This is a genomic window from Methylobacterium sp. WL7 (assembly GCF_008040085.1).
Lineage (GTDB): Bacteria > Pseudomonadota > Alphaproteobacteria > Rhizobiales > Beijerinckiaceae > Methylobacterium > Methylobacterium mesophilicum.
This window is the reverse complement of sequence record NZ_VRVG01000100.1, coordinates 1-20,425: the sequence shown is the minus strand read 5'-3', so window position 1 is coordinate 20,425 and position 20,425 is coordinate 1. Positions and strand designations below refer to the sequence as shown.

Annotated in this window: 25 protein-coding genes; 11 read left to right on the top strand and 14 right to left on the bottom strand. The window is 70.5% G+C overall.

Annotation, left to right across the window (positions count from 1 at the left end; genetic code table 11):
• Positions 1-141: 141 nt before the first annotated feature.
• Both FV233_RS21255 and FV233_RS21250 read left to right on the top strand, forming a co-directional pair.
• Complete coding sequence (locus FV233_RS21255) at positions 142-2,904, top strand: phosphoenolpyruvate carboxylase (RefSeq protein WP_147898684.1); 2,763 nt, start codon at positions 142-144, stop codon at positions 2,902-2,904.
• Between the two features lie 107 nt (positions 2,905-3,011).
• Positions 3,012-3,983: a CoA ester lyase gene (locus FV233_RS21250; protein WP_147856921.1), complete on the top strand. Its 972-nt coding sequence runs from the start codon at positions 3,012-3,014 to the stop codon at positions 3,981-3,983.
• 91 nt (positions 3,984-4,074) lie between these two features.
• Here the strand turns inward: FV233_RS21250 and FV233_RS21245 are convergent, their stop codons facing one another.
• The 4 genes from FV233_RS21245 to FV233_RS21230 all read right to left on the bottom strand — a co-directional run bounded on the left by FV233_RS21245 (position 4,075) and on the right by FV233_RS21230 (position 6,734).
• Positions 4,075-4,926, bottom strand: coding sequence for a galactosyltransferase-related protein (locus tag FV233_RS21245; protein WP_147898683.1), 852 nt, complete (start codon positions 4,924-4,926; stop codon positions 4,075-4,077).
• On the bottom strand, positions 4,923-5,516 hold the full coding sequence (locus FV233_RS21240) for an SAM-dependent methyltransferase (protein ID WP_147856781.1): 594 nt from the start codon (positions 5,514-5,516) through the stop codon (positions 4,923-4,925). The genes FV233_RS21245 and FV233_RS21240 overlap by 4 nt, the downstream gene beginning before the upstream one ends.
• On the bottom strand, positions 5,513-6,250 hold the full coding sequence (locus FV233_RS21235) for a PIG-L deacetylase family protein (RefSeq protein ID WP_147898682.1): 738 nt from the start codon (positions 6,248-6,250) through the stop codon (positions 5,513-5,515). Before FV233_RS21235 ends, FV233_RS21240 begins: the two co-directional genes overlap by 4 nt.
• A 160-nt stretch (positions 6,251-6,410) precedes the next feature.
• Positions 6,411-6,734, bottom strand: coding sequence for a helix-turn-helix domain-containing protein (locus FV233_RS21230; protein ID WP_246690051.1), 324 nt, complete (start codon positions 6,732-6,734; stop codon positions 6,411-6,413).
• Positions 6,735-6,974: 240 nt separating this feature from the next.
• Between FV233_RS21230 and FV233_RS21225 the strand changes: the two genes are divergently transcribed.
• Both FV233_RS21225 and FV233_RS30520 read left to right on the top strand, forming a co-directional pair.
• The gene (locus FV233_RS21225) at positions 6,975-7,493 is read left to right on the top strand and encodes an META domain-containing protein (protein WP_147856784.1); all 519 of its coding nucleotides are present in this window, start codon (positions 6,975-6,977) and stop codon (positions 7,491-7,493) included.
• Between the two features lie 124 nt (positions 7,494-7,617).
• A complete protein-coding gene (locus FV233_RS30520) occupies positions 7,618-7,782 on the top strand; it encodes a hypothetical protein (RefSeq protein ID WP_187277878.1) in 165 nt (54 codons plus the stop codon).
• 40 nt (positions 7,783-7,822) lie between these two features.
• On the opposite strand, the gene FV233_RS21220 is transcribed toward FV233_RS30520, so the two are convergent.
• Positions 7,823-8,002: a hypothetical protein gene (locus FV233_RS21220; protein WP_147856785.1), complete on the bottom strand. Its 180-nt coding sequence runs from the start codon at positions 8,000-8,002 to the stop codon at positions 7,823-7,825.
• 178 nt (positions 8,003-8,180) lie between these two features.
• A complete protein-coding gene (locus tag FV233_RS21215) occupies positions 8,181-8,459 on the bottom strand; it encodes a hypothetical protein (protein ID WP_147898681.1) in 279 nt (92 codons plus the stop codon).
• Between the two features lie 136 nt (positions 8,460-8,595).
• Between FV233_RS21215 and FV233_RS21210 the strand changes: the two genes are divergently transcribed.
• Positions 8,596-9,129, top strand: coding sequence for a gamma carbonic anhydrase family protein (locus FV233_RS21210; RefSeq protein WP_147856528.1), 534 nt, complete (start codon positions 8,596-8,598; stop codon positions 9,127-9,129).
• 45 nt (positions 9,130-9,174) lie between these two features.
• Here the strand turns inward: FV233_RS21210 and ppa are convergent, their stop codons facing one another.
• Positions 9,175-9,708: an inorganic diphosphatase gene (gene ppa, locus FV233_RS21205; protein ID WP_147856529.1), complete on the bottom strand. Its 534-nt coding sequence runs from the start codon at positions 9,706-9,708 to the stop codon at positions 9,175-9,177.
• A gap of 111 nt (positions 9,709-9,819) precedes the next feature.
• Positions 9,820-10,326 carry a GNAT family N-acetyltransferase gene (locus tag FV233_RS21200; RefSeq protein WP_147898680.1) on the bottom strand — a complete coding sequence of 169 codons (507 nt, stop codon included), beginning with the start codon at positions 10,324-10,326 and terminating at the stop codon, positions 9,820-9,822.
• Between the two features lie 217 nt (positions 10,327-10,543).
• Here FV233_RS21200 and FV233_RS21195 point away from each other — a divergent pair, with 217 nt between their 5' ends.
• The 3 genes from FV233_RS21195 to FV233_RS21185 all read left to right on the top strand — a co-directional run bounded on the left by FV233_RS21195 (position 10,544) and on the right by FV233_RS21185 (position 11,998).
• Positions 10,544-11,269 carry a tyrosine-protein phosphatase gene (locus FV233_RS21195; protein ID WP_147898679.1) on the top strand — a complete coding sequence of 242 codons (726 nt, stop codon included), beginning with the start codon at positions 10,544-10,546 and terminating at the stop codon, positions 11,267-11,269.
• A 100-nt stretch (positions 11,270-11,369) separates the two neighbouring features.
• Positions 11,370-11,558 carry a type II toxin-antitoxin system HicA family toxin gene (locus FV233_RS21190; protein WP_187277860.1) on the top strand — a complete coding sequence of 63 codons (189 nt, stop codon included), beginning with the start codon at positions 11,370-11,372 and terminating at the stop codon, positions 11,556-11,558.
• 32 nt (positions 11,559-11,590) lie between these two features.
• Positions 11,591-11,998: a type II toxin-antitoxin system HicB family antitoxin gene (locus tag FV233_RS21185; protein WP_210247816.1), complete on the top strand. Its 408-nt coding sequence runs from the start codon at positions 11,591-11,593 to the stop codon at positions 11,996-11,998.
• 10 nt (positions 11,999-12,008) lie between these two features.
• Here FV233_RS21185 and FV233_RS21180 read toward each other — a convergent pair whose 3' ends face one another.
• A complete protein-coding gene (locus FV233_RS21180) occupies positions 12,009-12,866 on the bottom strand; it encodes a prephenate dehydratase (protein WP_147898685.1) in 858 nt (285 codons plus the stop codon).
• 25 nt (positions 12,867-12,891) lie between these two features.
• Positions 12,892-13,635, bottom strand: coding sequence for a 3-deoxy-manno-octulosonate cytidylyltransferase (locus FV233_RS21175; protein ID WP_147856206.1), 744 nt, complete (start codon positions 13,633-13,635; stop codon positions 12,892-12,894).
• A gap of 299 nt (positions 13,636-13,934) precedes the next feature.
• On the opposite strand from FV233_RS21175, the gene FV233_RS21170 reads away from it, so the two are divergent.
• Entirely contained in the window at positions 13,935-14,909 is a 975-nt protein-coding gene (locus FV233_RS21170) for a cytochrome c family protein (protein WP_147898678.1), read from the top strand.
• Positions 14,910-15,001: 92 nt separating this feature from the next.
• Positions 15,002-16,183: a multidrug effflux MFS transporter gene (locus tag FV233_RS21165; protein ID WP_147898677.1), complete on the top strand. Its 1,182-nt coding sequence runs from the start codon at positions 15,002-15,004 to the stop codon at positions 16,181-16,183.
• 24 nt (positions 16,184-16,207) lie between these two features.
• Here the strand turns inward: FV233_RS21165 and FV233_RS21160 are convergent, their stop codons facing one another.
• Both FV233_RS21160 and FV233_RS21155 read right to left on the bottom strand, forming a co-directional pair.
• The gene (locus FV233_RS21160; protein ID WP_147898676.1) at positions 16,208-16,726 is read right to left on the bottom strand and encodes an N-acetyltransferase; all 519 of its coding nucleotides are present in this window, start codon (positions 16,724-16,726) and stop codon (positions 16,208-16,210) included.
• Positions 16,727-16,793: 67 nt separating this feature from the next.
• The gene (locus FV233_RS21155; RefSeq protein WP_147898675.1) at positions 16,794-17,990 is read right to left on the bottom strand and encodes an MFS transporter; all 1,197 of its coding nucleotides are present in this window, start codon (positions 17,988-17,990) and stop codon (positions 16,794-16,796) included.
• Positions 17,991-18,151: 161 nt separating this feature from the next.
• On the opposite strand from FV233_RS21155, the gene FV233_RS21150 reads away from it, so the two are divergent.
• Entirely contained in the window at positions 18,152-18,853 is a 702-nt protein-coding gene (locus FV233_RS21150; RefSeq protein WP_238260167.1) for a helix-turn-helix domain-containing protein, read from the top strand.
• Between the two features lie 38 nt (positions 18,854-18,891).
• Here FV233_RS21150 and FV233_RS21145 read toward each other — a convergent pair whose 3' ends face one another.
• Complete coding sequence (locus tag FV233_RS21145; RefSeq protein WP_147857585.1) at positions 18,892-19,428, bottom strand: DUF2059 domain-containing protein; 537 nt, start codon at positions 19,426-19,428, stop codon at positions 18,892-18,894.
• A 112-nt stretch (positions 19,429-19,540) separates the two neighbouring features.
• Positions 19,541-20,425 (bottom strand): microcin C ABC transporter permease YejB (gene yejB, locus FV233_RS21140; protein WP_147898673.1); only part of this gene is annotated, 885 nt, incomplete at its 5' end.

Sequence of the window (20,425 nt, the reverse complement as noted above, 5' to 3'; positions counted from 1 at the left end):
CTTCAGGATGCGAAGCCCGTCGCGACCTCTCCGGCACCGTCGCTCCCCTCTCCCGACCCCCTTCGGGGGCCACCCTCCCCCGCAGAGGGGGGAGGGGATATCGCGGCGGCTTCTCAAAAACGTGCGCCACGAGGTGGCTCCATGACCCGTACCCTCCACGCATCGCCCGGCCTCGCCGAGGCCAGCGCCTTTGCGCCTCCGGTGATCACCGGCACCGCGGCCGAGCAGGCCCTCGACATCCTGTTCCAGGCCCTGCTCGACGTCGCCCGCCGGCACGACCCCGATCTCGAGGCGGTGCTGCACGGCACGGCCGACATCTCGCGGTTCTCGCCGGAGATGCTGGCGCGCGCGCTCCAGGTGCAGGGCATCTGGTTCCACCTGATCTCGATCGCCGAGCAGAACACCGCGATGCGGCGCCGTCGCCACGTCGAGCGGACGGAGGGGCGGGCCTCGCTCAGCGGCTCCTTCGCCAAGGTGTTTTCGGACGCCCGCGCCCAGGGCATCCCACCCGAAAAGATCCAGGCGCTGCTCAGCGACCTGCGAATCCGGCCGACGCTCACCGCGCATCCGACCGAGGGCAAGCGGGTGACCGTGCTGGAGAAGTTCCGGCGGATCTACCTGGTGCTGCGCGAACTGGAGATGCCGCGCTGGACGGACCGTGAGCGCAACGGGCTCATGAACGAGCTGCGCGATCAGATCGAGCTGGTCTGGATGACCGGCGAGCTGCACCTGGAGAAGGCCACCGTCGAGCGGGAGGTCGCCTGGGGGCTGCACTTCTTCGACGAGACCCTGTTCGAGATGTTGCCCGAGACCATGGACACCCTGGAGGAGTCCCTGGCCGAGGCCTATCCCGGCACGCAGTTCCGGGTGCCGCCGTTCTTCCAGTTCGGATCGTGGATCGGCGGCGACCGGGACGGCAATCCCTACGTCACCGCGGCGGTCACCCGGCAGGCCCTGCACCGCAACGCGCTGGCCTCGCTCAACCGCTACCGCGACGGCGTGCACGAGCTCGGCCGGACGCTCTCGCTCACCGAGCGCGCGCTGCCGCTGCCGGAAACGTTCCGCCGGGAGCTCGACCGACAGCTCGCCGAGAGCGGGCAGGCCCGGGCCATCGCCCGGCGCAACCCCGGCGAGCCGTATCGCCAGTATCTCACCTGCGTCCTGCGCAAGCTCGACGCGACCATCGCCCGCAACGAGGGCCAGCACCCGTCCGGCCCCGATTACGCCAGCGCCGACGGCCTGATCGAGGATCTGCGCACCCTGGAGCGCGGGCTGGACGACGCCAAGTGCGGGGCGCTCGGCCGCGACCTGGTCCGCCCGGTCCGCCGCATGGTCGAGATCTTCCGCTTCTCCACGGTGCGGCTCGACCTACGCGAGAACACCACCCGGACCACCGACACGCTCCAGGCGCTCTGGCGCCAGCGCAACGGCGACGGCGAGCCGCCGGCGCTCGGCACCGCGGCGTGGCGGCAATGGCTCGACGCCGAACTGGTGCGGCCCCGGGATCCCGAGCGCTCCTTCGAGAACCTGCCCGACGCAGCTCGTGAGACGCTGGCGACCTTCGCGCTGGTCGCCGAGATGCGCGAGACCCTCGACCGGGAGGCGTTCGGCGCCTTCGTCCTGTCGATGACCCGCTCCGTCGAGGACGTGCTCGGCGCCTACCTGCTGGCCAAGGAGGCCGGCGTGTTCCTCGATGCCGCCGGCCCGGAGATCCGCCCGGAGATCTGTCCGCTCGCGATCGTGCCGCTGTTCGAGACCATCGACGACCTGCGCGCCGCCCCGGCGATCATGCGCGAACTCCTGACCGTTCCGGTGGTGCGCCGCTCGACCCGCTGGCAGGGCGGCGTCCAGGAGGTGATGATCGGCTATTCCGACTCCAACAAGGATGGCGGCTTCGTCGCCGCCAACTGGGAGCTGTACAAGGCGCAGAGCAAGCTCACCCGCCTCGGCCAGGAACTCGGCGTCGGCATCGCGTTCTTCCACGGCCGCGGCGGCTCGGTGAGCCGGGGCGGCGTGCCGACCCACCGGGGCATCATGGCCCAGCCGCCGGGCTCGATCCGCGGCCGGTTCCGCACCACCGAGCAGGGCGAGGTCGTCTCGTTCAAGTACGCCAACCGCGGCACCGCCGCCTACCAGATGGAGCTGCTCGCCGCCTCGGTGTTCGAGCACGCCCTGGCGGGCGATGGCGAGCGGGCGAGCGTCGGCCACGACGACGCCCTGGAGGCGCTCGCCGGCGCCTCGCGGGCGGCCTACGTCCGGCTGCTTCAGACCGACGGGCTGGTCGACTACTTCCAGTCGGCGAGCCCGCTGGACGAGATCGCGCTCCTGAATATCGGCTCGCGTCCGGCACGCCGGTTCGGCGCCCGCTCGCTCTCGGATCTCCGGGCGATCCCGTGGGTGTTCGCCTGGTCGCAGAACCGGCACGTGATCACGGGCTGGTACGGCGTCGGCTCGGGGCTCGCGAGCTTCCTCGAGGTGCGCGGCCCGGACGGCGAGGCGACCTTGCGCCGCCTGTTCCAGGAATCCCGCGTGTTCCGCCTCGTCCTCGACGAGGTCGAGAAGACCTTGATGATGGTCGATCTCGACATCGCCCGGGCCTATGCGGGCCTCGTCCAGGACGCAGGCGTCCGGGACCGGATCTTCTCGATGATCGAGGCCGAGTACGCGCTCACCCGTGAGATGGTGCTGCGGGTGAGCGGCGGAACCGAGCTGGCCGAGCGCTTCCCGCTGTTCCGCGACCGGCTGAAGGGCCGGCTGCCGACGATCAACCAGGTCGGCCGCGAGCAGGTCGAGCTGCTGGCCCGCTACCGGGCCGAGACCGACGAGGACCGGCGCGAGGCGGTGAAATCCGCCCTGCTCCTGTCGATCAACTGCATCGCGGTCGGCTTCGGCTCGACCGGGTGAGGTGGGGTGCCCTGTCTGAGCCCGACACCTGACCCATCTTGTTCCCGGAGGGCGATCCCTACGCACCCCGGCGGCACCAGAACCGTCACCAGGAGAGAGAAACACCCATGAGCTTCACGCTGATCCAGCAGGCCAAGCCGCGCCTGCATCGCTCCGAACTCGCCGTCCCGGGCTCGAACCCGACCTTCATGGAGAAGTCGGCCCAGTCGACCGCCGACGTGATCTTCCTCGACCTCGAGGATGCGGTCGCCCCCGACGACAAGGAGAAGGCCCGCACCAACATCATCCAGGCTCTGAACGACCTGGATTGGGGCACCAAGACCATGATGATCCGCATCAACGGTCTCGACACCCACTACATGTACCGCGACGTGGTCGACATCGTCGAAGCCTGCCCGCGCCTCGACATGGTGCTGATCCCCAAGGTCGGCGTGCCGGCCGACGTCTACGCCATCGACGTGCTGGTCACCCAGATCGAGCAGGCCAAGAAGCGCGAGAAGCAGATCGGCTTCGAGGTGCTGATCGAGACCGCGCTCGGCATGGCCAACGTCGAGGCGATCGCCCAGTCGTCGAAGCGCCTCGAGGCGATGTCCTTCGGCGTGGCCGACTACGCTGCCTCGACCCGCGCCCGCTCCACGGTGATCGGCGGCGTCAACGCCGACTTCTCGGTGCTCACCGACAAGGACGAGGCCGGCAACCGCCAGACCCATTGGCAGGACCCGTGGCTGTTCGCCCAGAACCGCATGCTGGTGGCCTGCCGCGCCTACGGCCTGCGCCCGATCGACGGCCCGTTCGGCGATTTCTCCGATCCGGACGGCTACAAGTCGGCGGCCAAGCGCTGCGCCGCGCTGGGCTTCGAGGGCAAGTGGGCGATCCATCCCTCGCAGATCGACCTCGCCAACGAGGTGTTCACGCCGTCCGAGGCCGAGGTCACCAAGGCCCGCCGCATCCTGGAAGCCATGCAGGAGGCCGCCAAGGCCGGCCGCGGCGCCGTCTCCCTCGACGGCCGCCTGATCGACATCGCGTCGATCCGCATGGCCGAGGCGCTGATCGAGAAGGCGAACGCCATGAAGGCGTGAGGCCGCCTTTGCCCTTCCCCACGGGGAGGGGCGATTTGCCCTGCGTCGCGGCCGGCATGATCGGTCGCGACGCAAGACGTTCAAGACATCCTCAGAACGGCCGCGTGTCCGGCAGCCGTGCCGCCGCCATCTCCGACGGGGTCGGGTCGCGGTAGACCACGATCCCGTTCGACCGGTCGGCCGCGATCAGGCCGAGGCGACCGAACCCGTCGAGCCAGCCGTCCATCGGCCAGACGCCGTGGCGGGCGTGGAAGCGGCCGGCGTTGGCGACGATGTCGCGGAAGTGCTGCAGCGGCGGATCGTAGCTCGCATGGTGCTGGTGGTATGCCCGCGGGCCGCCGAGGAACAGGATCGGTACCCCGGCCGCATCGGCCCGGAACGCGAGGTCGGTATCCTCGGCTCCGTAGCCGGAGAACGACTCGTCGAAGCCGCCGATCCGGTCGTAGGTCGCGGCCCGCACCGCGAAGGCCAGGGACCAGAACAGGCCGGGCTGCGGTGCCGGCGCCACCAGGCCGGGACCCGGGAAAGTGCGCACCGGGTGCGGATGGCCGAGCCGATGGAGGTCGCCCTCCCGCCAGCCATCGGTGACCGCGCCGGCGGGCAGGTAGCCGATCTCGCAGCAGATCAAGGCGTAATGCTGGGCCACCGCGTCCGACAGGCCGGCGACCAGGCCGTGCGACGGGATGCAATCGACGTCGAGGAAGACCAGCGTGTCGGTGTGAGCCGCCCGGCGCCCGGCGTTGCGCGCGGCGGCGAGCGGCAGGCCGTCCCGTCGGAACGGGACGCGCGCGACGGGGAACGGCAGGTCCGGCAGGGGTGCGTCGTCGCCGCCGATCTCGACCACGATGCAGGCGTCGGGCGGGGCGCCGCGCGCGAGGCCTTCGAGCAGACGGGCGAGATGCGCCCCCCGGCCTTTGTTCAGGGTGATGACCGTGGTGCTCACGCCGCGTCTCCGGCGCGCAGCACGTCGAGCCGGTACTTGTCGGTCCGGGCCTGATGCAGCAGGCCCGCGAACGGGGCTGCCTGCGCGATGAAGCTCTCGGCAGCCTCGTCGCCCGATTGCGGATAGTCGGTCTCGCCGATCCAGTGGACCAGCACCAGGTCGCCGCCGGGCTCGATCGCGTCGCCGGCGCGCCGGACCAGTTCAGCCAGATCGGACGGGGCGAGGAAGTACAGGAACTCGGCCAGCACGATCAGGTCGAACCGGCCCTCCGGCCAGTCCGCCGGGAGCGCGCCCTGGCGGATCTCCACGCTCGGCCGGTCGGCACAGCGCGCGCGGGCCGCCTCGACCGCGGCAAGGACCGGATCGGCCGCGAGCAGCCGGTCGCAGCGCTCGGACAGGGCGCGGGTGAACACCCCGATCGCGCAGGCCGGCTCGAAGGCGGCGCGGTAGCGCGGCCTCGGCAGTGCCGCCAGCGTCGCGGCGTACTTGTCCCGTTCGTAGGCCGAACTCGTGAACTTCCACGGATCCGGATCGCTGGCATAGATGCCGGCAAAGTAATCTTCCGGGAGGGTCTCGGTTCGCCGGCTCATGCGGGGATCCTGACGAAGCGCTCGTAGGGGCCGCAGAGCCGCGCGATCATGGCGGGCTCGAGACGGAAACCCTGGGGGTCGTCCGAGATCAGGTCGGTGGTCTGCGACGCGTGCGCGGCCACCGCCCGGGTCTTGGTCTCGCGATGTGCCGAGACGTCCAGGCGCTGGCCCTCCGGTGCCGGGCCGACCTCGGTGTCCGGCGGCAGGGTCCAGCCCCAGACGGGGTATTCGTAGACCACGACGCCCGGCATCTGCCGCCGGGCCAGCCCGACGATGGCGGCGGCTGCCTTGTGGTCGCAATGGGGATCGTGTCGCCAGGTCACGAAGACCGCGCCGGCACCGCACCGGGCCGCGGCCTGCACCACCGCGTGCGCGGCCGCTTCGGCCTCGGGGCCGTCGCTCGGCACATGCGCATCGGGCAGGCGCAGGAAGGTCACGTCCTCTGCCGCGAGGCCGAGGATCGACACCGCCCGGCGCGTCTCCGCCTCGCGCAGGGTGCGCAGCGCCGCGGGCGGGTACAGGCGGGAATGGGTGTGCGAGCCGCAACCGTCGCTCACGACTACGAGATGCACCGGCCGTCCCGCCGCGCGGGCCGCCGCGATCAGGCCGCCGCAGCCCAGGCTCTCGTCGTCGGGATGGGGCGCGACCACGACGAGGCCGCCCCGCTCCACCAGGGTGGCGAGATCCGCCACCGGAAGCGCGTCGGAGGCGGCCAGGAAGGCATCGGCCCGCATCAGCGTGTCCCCGTCGCGGAGGCGCCCGGGGCGCCGTTGCGGATCGTGGGGCTGGCGTGAACGGTCACGGATCGCTCCTGGGACGGCGAGCAGGTCTTGCCCTCCGACTATCGGCCCCGGCGGCTGAACGCGCCATGAGCGGCGCCGTCCGAAGCAGGCGCTACCGGTCGTTCTCCGTGGTGAGCGCGCCGAGCCGGACGCCCTCGTCGGCCTTGGCCTGGGCCGCCAGGTGGACACCGGGATTCGGCACGTCGTCGAACACCGCGCCCGCCGTGCAGAGCGCGCTGCGCAGGGCTTCGATCTGCCCGCTCGGCGGGTCGCCGTAGCCACTCTCGAAATCGCGCACGAACCGCTCGTCGAGGCCGACCTTGGCGGCCAGTTCCGCCTCGGACCACCCGAGCAGTCCCCGGGCCGCCCGCGACTGCGCCGGGCTCATCGCCGGCGTGCTCGCCCCGGCTTGCCCGCCCTCGTCCGATCCTGCCACGTCGTCCTCCACCCGTCGTTGGTCCCCTTGGGATGATCGACAACGATATCCGTCGCCGATCGTTTCCGGGCGCCGCGCGATGCGCCGCGACCATAATTGTGCTGAAATTCCGTCGCATGCGCGGGGCTGTATGGATTCGGGGCGACCGCGCCGTGCGACTCAGGGGGGAGTCGGGCGGGCGTCGCGTCCCCCCGGATGGACGATGGACTGGCGCCGTGCGCGCACGATGAGGGCAGAACGATGAGAGCGGTGCTGATCGCCACCCTGGCCTGTGCCGTGATGGCCGTGGACCTGACTGCAGCGACGCAGGCCCAAGCCCAGATGGGCGGCGGCGCCCCCACGGGCTTCGGCCGCGGCAACCGCCGCCCCGGCGGCGAGGAGGAGAAGAAGCCGCAATACGTGCCGGGCACCAAGGCGAGCGAGAAGATCTTCCCGCTCGATTCGACCTGGACCGCGGTGAGCCTCAACGGCAAGCCGTTCACCGGGGGCGACCGCCCGAGCTTCATCATCGACAAGCAGTACCGCGCTCGCGGCTACGGCGGTTGCAACACCTTCGCGGCGACCGCCTTCCCGCTGAAGGATCAGCACCTCGCAGTGGGCCCGCTCGCCCTCACCAAGAAGAGCTGCGACAAGGGTCTCGCGGCCACCGAGCAGGCGTTCTTCGTCGCCCTGCGCACCGCGGCTGTGTGGGACTTGGTCGGCTCCCAGCTCGTGCTGAAGAGCCCGAACGGCGAATTGAAGTTCGACCGGGCGCTCTGAGCGTCGGTTCGGCGGGATCGGTACGCTTAAGCCCGGATTCACCACACTCTACGAACGCCGCCGGTGATTCAGACGTCCTTGAGGGCGATCGGGCCCTCTTCCTCGTGCATCGAGGAGGCGGCGCATGGCAGTCCAGATCGGGTTCGGGCGTGGGGCGATCCTGCGCCCCGGCGTGTCGCAGAGCCTTCGTTTCACCGCACCGCCCGCACTCCATTCCGGCGCGCTCTGGCTTGCGGCGACCGCTCCGGTGCTGGCGACGTTGCTGCTGATCGGGCGCCTCGCCGCCTAATGGTCAGGGACCGTCGCGGGCGTGACGCGCGCGGCGTCGTTCAATCCGCGTCGTGCGTGTCCGGATCCGCGTCGCTGGCATACGCTACCGCTTGATCGGCCGGATCCTGCCCGTGCAGAAGCACCGGCGGAAACAGGACCGCCAACCCGGCCGCGACCCCGTACAGAATGGGATCCGCGTTCAGGCCAACATGCGGCGGGTTGAGATCGTCTTCAATCATGATGTTTGCTTCCGGTCTCGCGTTGAGGCGAGGAACGGTCCGCGTTGTCGTGGCGACGGGTGAACTGATCTAGATCAATCAATGCCGGGTTCCGCGTTTCGTTGCCGCAGGGCCGCGTTTTTTTCTGGAGAATGACTGTCGATCCTGGGGCGCGCCCGGATCGGATCCTGCCGGCATCTCAGCCGCGCGGTCGGAGGATCGGGCCGGGCTCGGCGCCCGGGATCCGGCAGGCGGCCGGCACCACGCTGAGGATCACGGCGCTCGGGCAGCGCGCCCGGCAGGTCTCGGCGGCATCGATCTGATCGCCCCCGCAGGCATCCGCGAAGCAGAGCGTCGCGAGGTCCTCGCAGGTGGCCCGGAAGCCGCCCCTGCGGACGCCCTCATGCCAGTCCGCCGCCACGGCGGATTGCGCGAGCAGCAGGCCGGCGAGCCCGATCGATGCCGTGATCCGCTTCAAGCGCGCGCCTCGCCCCCGGTTGCCGCGCGAGCCTAGCACTGGCAGGCGACCCGGACCTGTGCCATTCCGGCGACAGGCGATGCCCATCGTCGGCCGCGTCGCTCCCGAGACATCAGCCCCGCGACGGAAGCCAACCATGCCGCTCTACGCCCTCGACGACCATGCTCCGGAACTCGCCGATCCCGCCCGGGTCTGGATCGCGCCGGACGCCCAGGTGGTCGGCCGGGTCCATCTCGGCCTCGATGTCGGCATCTGGTTCGGCGCGGCCTTGCGCGGCGACAACGAGCCGATCCGGATCGGCGACCGCACCAACGTGCAGGAGGGCGTGATCATGCACGTCGATCCCGGTTTCCCGCTGACGATCGGCACGGACGTCACGGTCGGCCACGGCGCCATCGTCCATGGCTGCACGATCGGCGACGGCAGCCTCATCGGCATGGGTGCGACGGTGCTGAACGGCGCCAGGATCGGCCGGGGCTGCCTCGTCGGGGCCAACGCGCTGGTGACCGAGGGCAAGGACTTTCCGGACAACAGCCTGATCGTCGGGGCCCCGGCCAAGGCCGTGCGCACCCTCGACGCCGAGGCGGTGGAGGGGTTGCGGCAGGCGGCCCTGCGCTACGTCGAGAACGCCCGACGCTACAAGGCCGGCCTGCGCCGCATCGACGACTGAGCGCGACAGGCCGCTCCGGGGTGGGAGCGGCCTGCCTGGAAAAACTTACTTCTTGTTCTTCGCCCGCTCGATCGCTTCCTCGATCAGCCGGTGGGCCTCTTCCTTGTCGCCCCAGCGGACGAACTTCACCCACTTGCCGGGCTCCAGATCCTTGTAGTGCTCGAAGAAGTGCTGGATCTGCTGGATCGTGATGTCGGGCAGGTCGGTGTAGTTCTCGACCCGGTCATAGCGCTTGGTCAGGTGGCGCGAGGGCACCGCGATGACCTTCTCGTCCTCGCCGCCCTCGTCCTGCATCACCATCACGCCGACCGGGCGGGCGCTGATGATCGCGCCCGGCAGCACCGCGCGGGTGTTGGCCACGAGCACGTCGCAGGGATCGCCGTCGCCCGACAGGGTGTGGGGGATGAAGCCGTAGTTCCCGGGGTAGAACATCGGCGTATAGAGGAACCGGTCGACCACCAGCGCCCCGGACTCTTTGTCCATCTCGTACTTGATCGGCTCGCCGCCGAGCGGCACCTCGATGATGACGTTGACGTCGTGCGGGGGCTTCTTGCCGAGCGGGATGGCGTCGATGTTCATGGCGTATCGCTTCCGGGATGCGGCCTGCACCGCTTCCCGGACCTCTTAGATGCCTGGCCCGGCGATGCAAATCAGTATCGGCGCGGGGCCGGCGACGAGTCCCAGGAAACGTTAGCTGAACAGGTATCCGACCTTGGGCAGGGCGACGCCCGCGACCCGGTCCATCACCCGCGGCCCGGCCCGGCCCCCGAGACCCTCGTAGAAGGCACCGGCCCGGTCGTTCTCCTCCAGGCTCCAGACGCCGAGCTGGGTCAGCCCATGATCGGCGAGATCGTTGCGCACCGCCTTGAACAGGCGGCGTCCGAGGCCGATGCCCTGGTATTCCGGCATCAGGTAGAGTTCGTCGATCTCGGCCTCCGTGCCGAGCGCCCGGCTGCGGGTGCGCCCGTAGGCGGCGTAGCCGACCACCCGCTCCCCGGTCTCGACCAGGGCGATCGGGCGGCCCCGGCGTAGCGCGCTGCGCCACCAGGCCCGGTCGCGCCCGGCGATCAGCCGCTCGAGCGCCACGCCGGGAATGAGGCCGCGATAGGCCTCGCGCCACGACGCATCGAACACCGTCGACAGGCTGCCGAGGTCGGCCTCGCGAGCCCGGCGGATGCTCGTGGTGCGCGTGCTCATGGGCTTCCGGCCTTCCCCCTTGCGACCTGCGGATAACCCGCGCGGTCCGCCCAGGTTCGATCCCGATCCGGGCGGAGTGAAGGCAAGATCGACGCCGTTTTTCTGGAACTTTCCGGCGATGGGTGGCGAAAGGCCCTGATCGGTCGGTCCGACGGGCGAATTGCCGGGCTTCCGGGGGGCTGTTAGAGCCGGCTCCCGACTCCGCGGCAGCCTCATCGTGTTCAACCGCTTCCTCAAGCCCGAGACGCGCTACGCGCGTCGCATGGCCCGGATCGCCCGCTTCGAGCGGCCGATCGCCGGCCCCGGCGACCGGCTGAAAGCCTGGGCGAACATGCTGCTGATCGATCACGGCGTGTTCCGGCTGGCCTATCTCAACCGCCACCGGGTCGGCACGGGCCGGATCTGGCGCTCGGCCCAGCCCGGCCCTCACCAGCTGGCGCGCTTCCGGGCGGAGGGCGTGCGCACGATCATCTCCCTGCGCGGCGGGCGCGAGCACGGCTCCTGGCCGCTGCAGCGCGAGGCGTGCGAGCGGCATGGGCTGACCCTGGTGGAGTTCGTCCTGCGCTCCCGCGAGGCGCCCGACCGAGAAACCCTGCTGCGCGCGAAGGCCTTCTTCGCCGGAATCCAGTACCCGGCGGTGATGCACTGCAAGTCGGGCGCCGACCGGGCCGGGCTCGCCTCGGCGCTCTACCTGATCCTGCACGAGGGCCGCCCGGTGGCCGAGGCCGCGCGCCAACTCTCGGCCCGCTACGGCCATCTCCGCTTCGCCAAGACCGGCATCCTCGACGCGTTCTTCGCCCGTTACCTGGTGGAGGGTGAGGCGAGGGGCATCGATTTCCTGACCTGGGTCGAGACGATCTACGATCCGGAGGCGCTCAAGCGGGACTTTCGGCCGGGGTTCTGGTCGGATCTCGCCGCGGATACGGTGCTGCGGCGGGAGTGATCACGCTGCATCGTCCTGATCGGGCGGACTTGCCAGGATTACACACGCGTTCCACATTGCAAGCACGGTTTGCTCATCGGCGATCCGTATTCCCATCGGGATGTTGGGCGTGGATTCGCGGGACCTGATCCGCATGCTCCAGGCGGATGGTTGGATCTGGCATTCAACCACCGGGAGCCATCGGCATTTCAAGCACCCGCTGAAACCTGGCAAGATCACGATCCCTCATCCAACAAAGGATATGCATCCCAAGACGGTCAAATCGATCCTCCGGGCGGCGGGCCTGTGATCGGACGACCCGTTTGGCGAGGATTGATGGTCATGAACTCCTATATCGCTCTGATCCATCCACCGATCGGTACCTCCGCGTGGGGTGTCACATTCCCGGACGTGCCAGGCTGCATTTCTGCAGGGCCGAGTTTCGAAGCCGCCGTCGACGCTGCCCGCGAAGCGCTGTCCGGGCATCTCGCCGTGCTGGGCTCGGATGGAGTGGCTCCCCCATCCTCCCGGACGCTGTCAGAGCTTCATGCAGATCCGACCGTTGCGGAAGATCTAGACGGCGCGATGGTCCAGCTCATCGCGCCGCGGCGCGTCCCGGGCGAACGGGTGCGCGTCAACATCATGATCGACAAAGGCCTTCTGCGCTTGACCGACGAAGCGGCCGAGGAGAAAGGCCTCAGCCGATCGGCCTTCATAGAGGCGGCCCTCATTAGCGCGGCCGAGAGCTGAAGCCTGAGCGCTACTCCGCCGCCGGCCGCGCGGCCTCGCGGAACGGGTGGGCCGGGTAGGTGCCGACCACCCGCAATTCGCGGGAGAAATAGCCGAGCTCGTCGAGCGCCCGGGCGAGGCCCGGATCCTCGGGGTGGCCGTCCACCTCCGCGTAGAACTGCGTGGCGGTGAACTCGCCGTCCATCATGTAGCTCTCGAGCTTCGACATGTTGACGCCGTTTGTCGCAAACCCGCCCAGTGCCTTGTAGAGCGCGGCCGGGATGTTGCGGACGCGGAACACGAAGCTCGTCACGCACGGGCCGGCCCCGGCTGCGGCCGGCTCGGGATCGGGGGAGAACACCACGAACCGGGTGGTGTTGTGCGCCTCGTCCTCGACGTCGCGCTCCAGGATGTCGAGGCCGTAGACCTCGGCGGCGAGCGCGGGTGCCAGGGCGGCCCGGCTCGGGTCCCCGATCTCCGCGACCTCGCGGGCCGCGCCCGCGGTGTCGCCGGCGACCACGGCCTTCACGCCGAGGCGCCGGACGATCCTCCGGCATTGGCCGAGCGCGTGGACATGGCTGTGCACGGTCCGCACCGCCTCCAGCTTCGTGCCCGGTAGGACCATCAGCTGGAAGTGGATCGGCAGGAAGTGCTCGGCCACGATGTGCAGCGGCGAGGTCGGGATCAGGTGGTGGATGTCGGCCACCCGGCCGGCGATGGAGTTCTCGATCGGGATCATGGCCCGCTGGGCCCGCCCCTCCGTGACCGCCGCGAAGGCGTCCTCGAAGGTCGGGCAGGGCAGCGGCGTCCAGTCCGGGAAGGCCTGCGCACAGATGATGTGCGAGTTGGCCCCGGGCTCGCCCTGGTAGGCGATGGTGCGGTCGGCGATGGCTGTCGGGGAATCGGTCATGCGTTCAGTTCAGGCGGCGGGCCTGGAGGAGGGCGCGGGCGCGCTCCAGGTCGGCGGGGGTGTCGACGCCGAGCGGCAGATCGTCGACGATGACGGCATCGATGCGCATGCCGGCTTCCAGCGCCCGCAGCTGCTCCAGCTTCTCCCGCGTCTCCAGCTCGCCCGGGGGCAGGGCGACGAAGCGGGTCAGGGCGGAGCGGCGATAGGCGTAGAGGCCGATATGGTGCCAGAGCGGGCCGTCGCCCCAGGGAGCGCGGGCGCGGGTGAAGTAGAGCGCCCGCAGCCGCCCCGGGCCGACTTGATGGCCCACGAGCTTGACCACGTTGGGGTTCTCCGCCTCGTGCGGGTCGGTGATCGGTGCGCAGAGCGTGACGATGTCCACCGTGCGGTCGGAGAGCGGGCCGATCGAGGCCCCGATGATCGCCGGGTCGATGGTCGGCAGGTCGCCCTGCACGTTCACCACCACGTCATGGTGCCCCGCCGGATCGACGCTCTCCAATGCCTCGGCGAGGCGGTCCGAGCCGGACGGGTGGTCGGCCCGGGTCATCACCGCGATGCCGCCGGCCGCCTCGACGGCGTGGGCGATCTCGGCCGTGTCGGTCGCCACCACCACGGGGCCGATCCCGGCCTCCATGGCCCGCCGCCAGACATGGACGATCATCGCCTCGCCCGCGATCTCGGCCAGCGGCTTGTTCGGCAGGCGCGTCGCGGCGAGGCGGGCCGGGATCAGCACGAGGGGATCGGACATGAAGGGCTCGGACCTGAGGCTGAGGCGTCCGCCAGCGAAGCGCGGGTGCTTAGCAGGCCTGCTCCGGGTTGTCGTCCCTCGCGGGACCGGGGGCATCGGGCCACGCGATCCGGCAAAATGATGCCGCCGGGTAACAAGCTCGGCGATTTGGCACGGCGGTTTCGCCCCGCGACGGAACGTATCCCCCCACCGGCATTGTCAAGATCGTGCCGGAACGGCTAAGCACCCTTGAAATCTTCCAAGGTCCTGTGTCCCGGCATGCCTGCCTGTCACGGGCATGGGCAGATCGAGAGAAGAGCATGAACTCGTTCGAGGTGAACAAAGTTCTCGGTGCCGTCCTCGGCGCCTTATTGTTCGCGGCCGGATCGGGTTTCGTCGCCGAGCTGATCTACCATCCGAAGCCGGCCGGCAAAGCCGGCTACGACCTGCCCGAGCCGGAGCCGCAGACCGCCGCGGCGGCGCCGGAGGCCAAGGTCGAGCCGATCGCCGTCCGGCTCGCCAGCGCCAACGCCGAGAAGGGCGAGGCCGGCACCAAGGCCTGCCATGCCTGCCACAACTTCGAGAAGGGCGGCCCGAACAAGGTCGGCCCGGACCTGTACGGCGTGGTCGAGCGCCCGAAGGGGGGGCATGCCGGCTTCGAGTACTCGGCGGCCCTGAAGGAGAAGGGCGGCACCTGGACCTACGACGACCTGGACGCGTTCCTCACCAACCCGAAGGCCTACGCCAAGGGCACCAAGATGGCCTTCGCCGGCATCGCGTCGCCGCAGGATCGGGCCAACGTCATCGCCTACCTGCGCAACAACGCCGACAGCCCCAAGCCGCTGCCCGCCGTCGAGAAGACCGAGGCGAAGCCCGAGGCCGCACCGGCCGCCGCCAAGCCCGAGGACAAGCCCGCGCCTGCGCCCGCCTCCGAAGAGAAGCCCACCGCCGCCAAGCCCGCGGCCGGCAAGGGCTCCGAGGGCAAGGACAGCCCGGCCAAGCCCGCCGACACCAGCACGGCCAAGCCGGTCGAGGAGAAGTCCGCCGGCAGCCCCCGGGCGCCGAGCGAATCGAGCGACCGCAACGCCCCGGCTCCGCCGGCCGGTGCTCATGATGGCGACCAGCAGGGCACGCCGTCGAGCCTGATCCCGGCCGAGCCGACTGCGCCGTCCGCCCCGGCCGCCAAGGAGCCGCCGGCCCAGGCCAACCCCGAGGCGGTGGACCGGGCCAAGGACCTGGAGGTCGGCGGCCCGACCAAGGACCTGAACGCACCGCTGCCGACGCCGAAGAACTAGCGGCGACCTGGCCGGGCCTTCAGGCCCGGCCTTTGCCTTGAGGCGTCCGCGACCCGATCTCCGCTCGGGTCAGACACCGATAAGGATTCCGCTTGCCCGATCGAAGTCCGGAACCGGCAGCGCGCCGGGCGCCACTGCCGCTGCTGGTCGCCGTGACCATGACCGGCACGGTGGCGCTGCACATCTTCGTGCCCGCGCTCGCCTCCGCCGCCGCAGACCTCGGCATCACGAATGCCGCCGCGCAACTCACCATCACGGTCTACCTGATCGGGCTCGCAGGCGGCCAACTGCTGTACGGGCCGCTCTCCGACCGATTCGGACGGCGTCCGATCCTCATCGGCGGGCTCGGCCTCTACCTCGCCGGTCTGCTGCTGGCGATTCCGGCCCAGAGCATCGGCGTGCTGCTGGTGGCGCGGGTGCTGCAATCGCTCGGGGCCTGCGGCTCCCTGGTGATCGGCCGGGCCATGGTGCGGGACGTCTCGACCCGGGAGGACGCGGCCCGGAAGCTCGCGATCCTCACCACCGCCATGACCCTAACCCCCGCCCTGGCCCCGGCGATCGGCGGGGTGGTGAACGAGGCCTTCGGCTGGCGCGCCGTGTTCGTGGTGCTCGCCGGGATCGTTGCGGTGCTCGGCACCCTGGTGGTGTTCACCCTGCCGGAGACCAATCGGCACAAGGTGGCCCTGCCGGGGCTCGTCCCGATCCTGGCGGGTTACCTGCGGCTGGTGAAGGTGCCGGTGTTCCGCGCCTATCTGGTGGCGGGGGCCTGCGGCGGCACCAGCCTCTACGCGTTCCTGGCGGTGGCGCCGTTCCTGCTGGTGGACCGGCTCGGGCGATCCTCGCAGGAGGTCGGGTTCGATTGCCTGATCGTCGTGTTCGGCATGGTCGGCGGCGCCGTGCTGGCGAGCCGGCTCGCGACGCGGGTACCGATCCGCAAGGCGGCCCGCAGCGGAAACCTGCTCTGCATCGTGGCGGCGCTGGCGCTGCTGCTGGTCGACCGGACCGGGATGCTCGGGGTCGTCACCCTGATCGTGCCGCTCTTCGCCTACGCGGTCGGGGTCGGCCTGCTCAGTCCCAACGCAGTCGCCGGGCTGATGAACGTCGATCCGCACGCGGCGGGCTCGGCATCCAGCCTCTACGGCTTCACCCAGATGACCTTCGGGGCTTTGTTCACGGCGGCGGCCTCGGCCTGGCCCGCGACTTCGGCGACCCCCGTGGCCCTGGCGCTGCTCACCGCCGGTCTGATCGCGGCCCTGGCGCTGCGGCGGGCGTGACCGCGGCGCGAACCGGCGACGACGTCAAGGCCGGGGATCTTCCGGGCGCAACGCGTCCACGGCGCCCGATATGCCCTCGCGAAAACCGTCGGCCAGTTCCAGCCACAGGAGGCGGGCCGGGTCCACCGGGCCCGGCAGGGTCAGGCGGCCCGGCGGCACCGGGGTGAAGCCGAAGCGGCTGTAATAGGGCGCGTCGCCCACCAGGATCACCAGACCCTCGCCGGCCTGCCGCGCCGCCTCGATCGCCGCTCGGGTCAGGGTGCCGCCGATGCCGCGGCCCTCGAAACTCGGGTCTACCGCCAGGGGACCGAGCATGACGAAGCGCGAAGACCCGGCGCGCACCGGCCCCATCCGCACCGAGCCCACCAGGAAGCTGCCGACCGAGGCGGTGACGCCGAGGTCGATCCGTTCGGCCGCCTTCTCGCGCAGGCGATAGGCGGTGCGGGCGAACCGTCCGGGACCGAAGGCCCGGGCCTGGAGGCGATCGATCGCGGGGGCGTCCTCCGGCCGCTCGGGCCGGATGACGAGGGAAAGCGTGGTCAAGGGCGGGCTCGCGGCTCGGAACCGCCGCCGCGTAGCAGCGCCGGCCCGGGCTCGCAAACCGTCACCCCTACTCCGCCGCCGCCAGGGCGGGGCGCGGCTTGCCCTGCGTCAGCTTCAGGAAGCCGATCGCCGCGAGCCAGATCACCGCGCCGCAGGTGGCCGCGATGCCGAGCACCAGCGCGAAGCCGCCCCGGTCGTGCAGCACCGCGATCGCCGGGACCACGAAGCCGCTGGCCGTGAAGCCGACGAAGTAGCGCACGCTGTAGGCCCGGGCCCGGTAGGCCGGGGGTACGTAGCGGGCGATCATCGCGTCGTTGATCACCACCTGGCCGTAGATCGCCGTCATGGCGAGCATCAGCCCGGCGAGCAGCGGCAGGCCGGTGGTCAGCGCCGCGATCCCCAGCCCCACCGGCTGCAGCACCGAGAGGGTGACGAACAGGGACGGCAGGCTGAAGCGGTCGATCAGCCGGCCCATGGCGAGCTGCATCAGCGCGCCGACCAGGAAGACCACGGTGGCGAGCGAGCCGATCAGCGTCAGCGGCAGCGCCTGGCCGACGCCCTCGTCGATCACCTTGGGCAGGCTGATCGTCGTCAGGTTGAAGGTGACCCCGCCCGCGAAGATCGCGACCCCGTACAGCGCCATCAGCGCCCAGGGTCGGCTCACCGCGATCGCGGCCGCGCCCCCCGCCTTCTTGCCGCCGGCCTCGCCGTCGCCCGGCACCATCGCCAGGAAGGCGGCGCCGCAGGCGAGGCAGACGAGGCCCGGGACCACGAAGGCGGCCCGCCAGCCGACGCTGGCGCCCAGCAGCGCGGTGACGCCCGAGGCCGAGGCCGCGCCGAGATTGCCCCAGACGCCGTTGATCCCGAGGTCGCGGCCGAGCCGGCGCGCATGGGTGACCAGCATGGTCGAGCCGACCGGGTGGTAGATCGCCGAGGCGAGGCCGAGCACGCACAGCCAGAGCGCGAAGCTCAGCGGCGACGTGGCGCTCGCCACCCCGAGGCAGGACAGGCCGTAGCCGAGGAAGAACACCGCCAGCATGGTGCGCCGGCCGAACCGGTCCGCCAGCCAGCCCATCGGCAGCGAGCACAACCCGAACGCCACGAAGGCGCCGGTGGCCAGCCCGATCAGCTCGCCGTAGCTCAGGCCGGTCTGGGCCGCGATGGCGATCACCGCGGTCGGGTAGATCAGCAGCACGTAGTGGTCGAGGGCGTGCGCGACGTTGACGAAGCGCAGCGTGCGGCGGGACAGGGTTTCGGCATCCATCGCGGCGTATCCTCCGGGATCGCCCCCTGATACCCTGGCCCGATGGCGGTGTCGGGCCGGATATGGATGCGAACGGGCCATTTTTTCCGAGCGGCCAGCGACATCGCGGACGTTCCACGGATGCCGCCGACTATCAGGATGTGCCGCGCGCGGTCGCGGTGATGCCCAAGACCTATCCGGCCGGGATGCGGCTGGACCGGCACTTCCACCCGCGCGCCCAGCTCCTCTACGCCACTGCCGGGCTGATGATGGCCTCGGCCGAGGATGGCACCTGGGTCGTGCCGGAGGGCCATGCCCTGTGGATCCCGCCGCGCCTGCCGCACGCCGTGGCGACCCACGGTGCGGTCGCGATGTGCTCGGCCTATCTGGACCCCGCTGCCGTTGCGGCCTTCCCGGATCGCTGCCGGGTGATCCTGGTGTCGCCGTTGCTCGCCGCCGCCCTGACGGCCCTCGGCGACGAGCCGGTCCTGTACGACGAGGCGCGCCGCGGCGGTCACCTCGCCGCCCTGGTGCTCGACGAGATCGGCCGCGCCCCAGAGACGCCGCTGACCCTGCCGCTGCCGCGGGATGCCCGCCTGCGCCGGGTCTGCCTCGGCCTGATCGAGGATCCCGCCGCGGCCGAGGACCTCGACGCCTGGGCCGACCGCGCCGGGGCGAGCCGGCGCACCCTGACCCGGCGGTTCCGCACCGAGACTGGGCTTAGCTTCGGCGACTGGCGGGCGCGAGCCCGGGTGATCCGGGCGCTCGCGCTGACTGCCGAGGGCCGCCCGCCGGGCATGGTCGCGGCGGCGGTGGGCTATCGCAGCGCGCAGGCTCTGCGGAGCACGGTGGCGCGGGTGCTGGGCGGCGGCGGAACGCCGTAGGCCGCCCGCGCCTCCGTCACCCGAACCGGATCAGCCGATCACTTCGGCTTGGCTTGCCCGCCCGGACCCCAGCCGTGGTCCTGGACCGCCTTAACGATCTTGCCCTGCATCTCGGGCGCCACCGCCTGCATCCATTGCTGCATGCCGGCCAGCTGGATCTGGGCGAGCTGCGGCTGGGCGGCCGCGAGGCGCTTGCCGGTGGGCGTGGCGTAGAAGGCCGCGATCGCCTGCAGGTCGTCCTTGCCCAGGATCGTGGCGAAGCCGCGGGCCTGGATGTCGAGGAGTTCGTCGTAGTGGGCGGACAGGGTCGGCATCACGACCTCCTGCACCAGCACCTGCGCCTTGTCGGCTTCCTTGATGCCGATCTGCTGCATCATGCCGACCATCGGGGCGGCCATCGAGCTGAGCGTGGCGGCGCGATCGCCCTGCATCTGCGCGACCGTCTCCCGGGCCACCTTCAGCAGGGCCGGATCCGGCGCCGCGGCCGGAGCGGGTTTCTGCGCCGTCTGCGCCAGCACCGCGCCGGGCAGCGCGGTTCCGAGACAGAGGCCGACGAGAAGGGTCGAGAGGCGCATGGTTGCTCCGGTGACGATCGCCGCACGATCCAGCGTTGCACGGCCCGGGCAGTGCTACCGTAATTGTGAACGCGGAACCATGTCCCCGGTAGCTTGGCCGCAATCTTGGCCCTCACGTCGCCCGCGCGGAAAAGTCGATCCGCGGGTCGATCCAGACGTAGATCAGGTCGGACAGCAGGTTCACCGCCAGCCCGAGCAGGGAGAAGATGTAGAGGGTCGCGAACACAACCGGGTAGTCGCGGCCGACGATCGCCCGGAACGACAACTCGCCCAGGCCGTCGAGGGAGAAGATCGTCTCGATCAGCAGCGAGCCGGTGAAGAAGGCCGAGATGAACGCGCCCGGGAAGCCGGCGATCACGATCAGCATGGCGTTGCGGAAGACGTGGCCGTAGAGCACGCGCCGCTCGGACAGGCCCTTCATCCGGGCGGTCAGGACGTATTGCTTGCGGATCTCGTCGAGAAACGAGTTCTTGGTCAGCAGGGTCGAGGTCGCGAAGGCGCCGATCACCAGGGCGGTGAGCGGGAGCGCCAAGTGCCAGGCGTAGTCGGTGAACTTGTGCCAGGCGGAGAAGGTCTCCCAGCCCTCGCTGGTCAGGCCCCGCAATGGGAACCATTGGTAGAACGAGCCGCCCGCGAACAGGATGATCAGCATCAGCCCGAACATGAAGCCCGGGATCGCGTAGCCGATGATCACCACGAAGGAGGTCCAGCGGTCGAACCGCTCGCCGTCCTTGACGGCCTTGCGGATGCCGAGCGGGATCGAGATCGCGTAGGAGAGGAGGGTCATCCAGAGCCCGAGCGAGATCGAGACCGGCAGGCGCTCCTTGATCAGCTGGATGACCGTGACGTCGCGGAAGTAGCTGCGGCCGAAATCGAACCGGGCGTAGTCCCAGAGCATCTTGGCGAAGCGCTCCGGAGCCGGCTTGTCGAAGCCGAATTGCTGCTCCAGCTTGGCGATGAAGTCCGGGCTCAACCCCTGCGCCCCCCGATAGCGGGA

Coding starts and splice junctions, on each gene's coding strand:
- ppa (WP_147856529.1), bottom strand. CDS start 9,708: ATGAACATCGACGCCATCCCGCTCGGCAAGAAGCCCCCGCACGACGTC.
- FV233_RS30520 (WP_187277878.1), top strand. CDS start 7,618: ATGGCAGTCCAGATCGGGTTCGGGCGTGGGGCGATCCTGCGCCCCGGC.
- FV233_RS21235 (WP_147898682.1), bottom strand. CDS start 6,250: ATGCGGGCCGATGCCTTCCTGGCCGCCTCCGACGCGCTTCCGGTGGCG.
- FV233_RS21145 (WP_147857585.1), bottom strand. CDS start 19,428: ATGCGCCTCTCGACCCTTCTCGTCGGCCTCTGTCTCGGAACCGCGCTG.
- FV233_RS21250 (WP_147856921.1), top strand. CDS start 3,012: ATGAGCTTCACGCTGATCCAGCAGGCCAAGCCGCGCCTGCATCGCTCC.
- FV233_RS21155 (WP_147898675.1), bottom strand. CDS start 17,990: ATGGATGCCGAAACCCTGTCCCGCCGCACGCTGCGCTTCGTCAACGTC.
- FV233_RS21225 (WP_147856784.1), top strand. CDS start 6,975: ATGAGAGCGGTGCTGATCGCCACCCTGGCCTGTGCCGTGATGGCCGTG.
- FV233_RS21190 (WP_187277860.1), top strand. CDS start 11,370: ATGTTGGGCGTGGATTCGCGGGACCTGATCCGCATGCTCCAGGCGGAT.
- FV233_RS21150 (WP_238260167.1), top strand. CDS start 18,152: ATGCCCAAGACCTATCCGGCCGGGATGCGGCTGGACCGGCACTTCCAC.
- FV233_RS21185 (WP_210247816.1), top strand. CDS start 11,591: ATGAACTCCTATATCGCTCTGATCCATCCACCGATCGGTACCTCCGCG.
- FV233_RS21255 (WP_147898684.1), top strand. CDS start 142: ATGACCCGTACCCTCCACGCATCGCCCGGCCTCGCCGAGGCCAGCGCC.
- FV233_RS21210 (WP_147856528.1), top strand. CDS start 8,596: ATGCCGCTCTACGCCCTCGACGACCATGCTCCGGAACTCGCCGATCCC.
- FV233_RS21170 (WP_147898678.1), top strand. CDS start 13,935: ATGAACTCGTTCGAGGTGAACAAAGTTCTCGGTGCCGTCCTCGGCGCC.
- FV233_RS21200 (WP_147898680.1), bottom strand. CDS start 10,326: ATGAGCACGCGCACCACGAGCATCCGCCGGGCTCGCGAGGCCGACCTC.
- FV233_RS21175 (WP_147856206.1), bottom strand. CDS start 13,635: ATGTCCGATCCCCTCGTGCTGATCCCGGCCCGCCTCGCCGCGACGCGC.
- FV233_RS21220 (WP_147856785.1), bottom strand. CDS start 8,002: ATGATTGAAGACGATCTCAACCCGCCGCATGTTGGCCTGAACGCGGAT.
- FV233_RS21240 (WP_147856781.1), bottom strand. CDS start 5,516: ATGAGCCGGCGAACCGAGACCCTCCCGGAAGATTACTTTGCCGGCATC.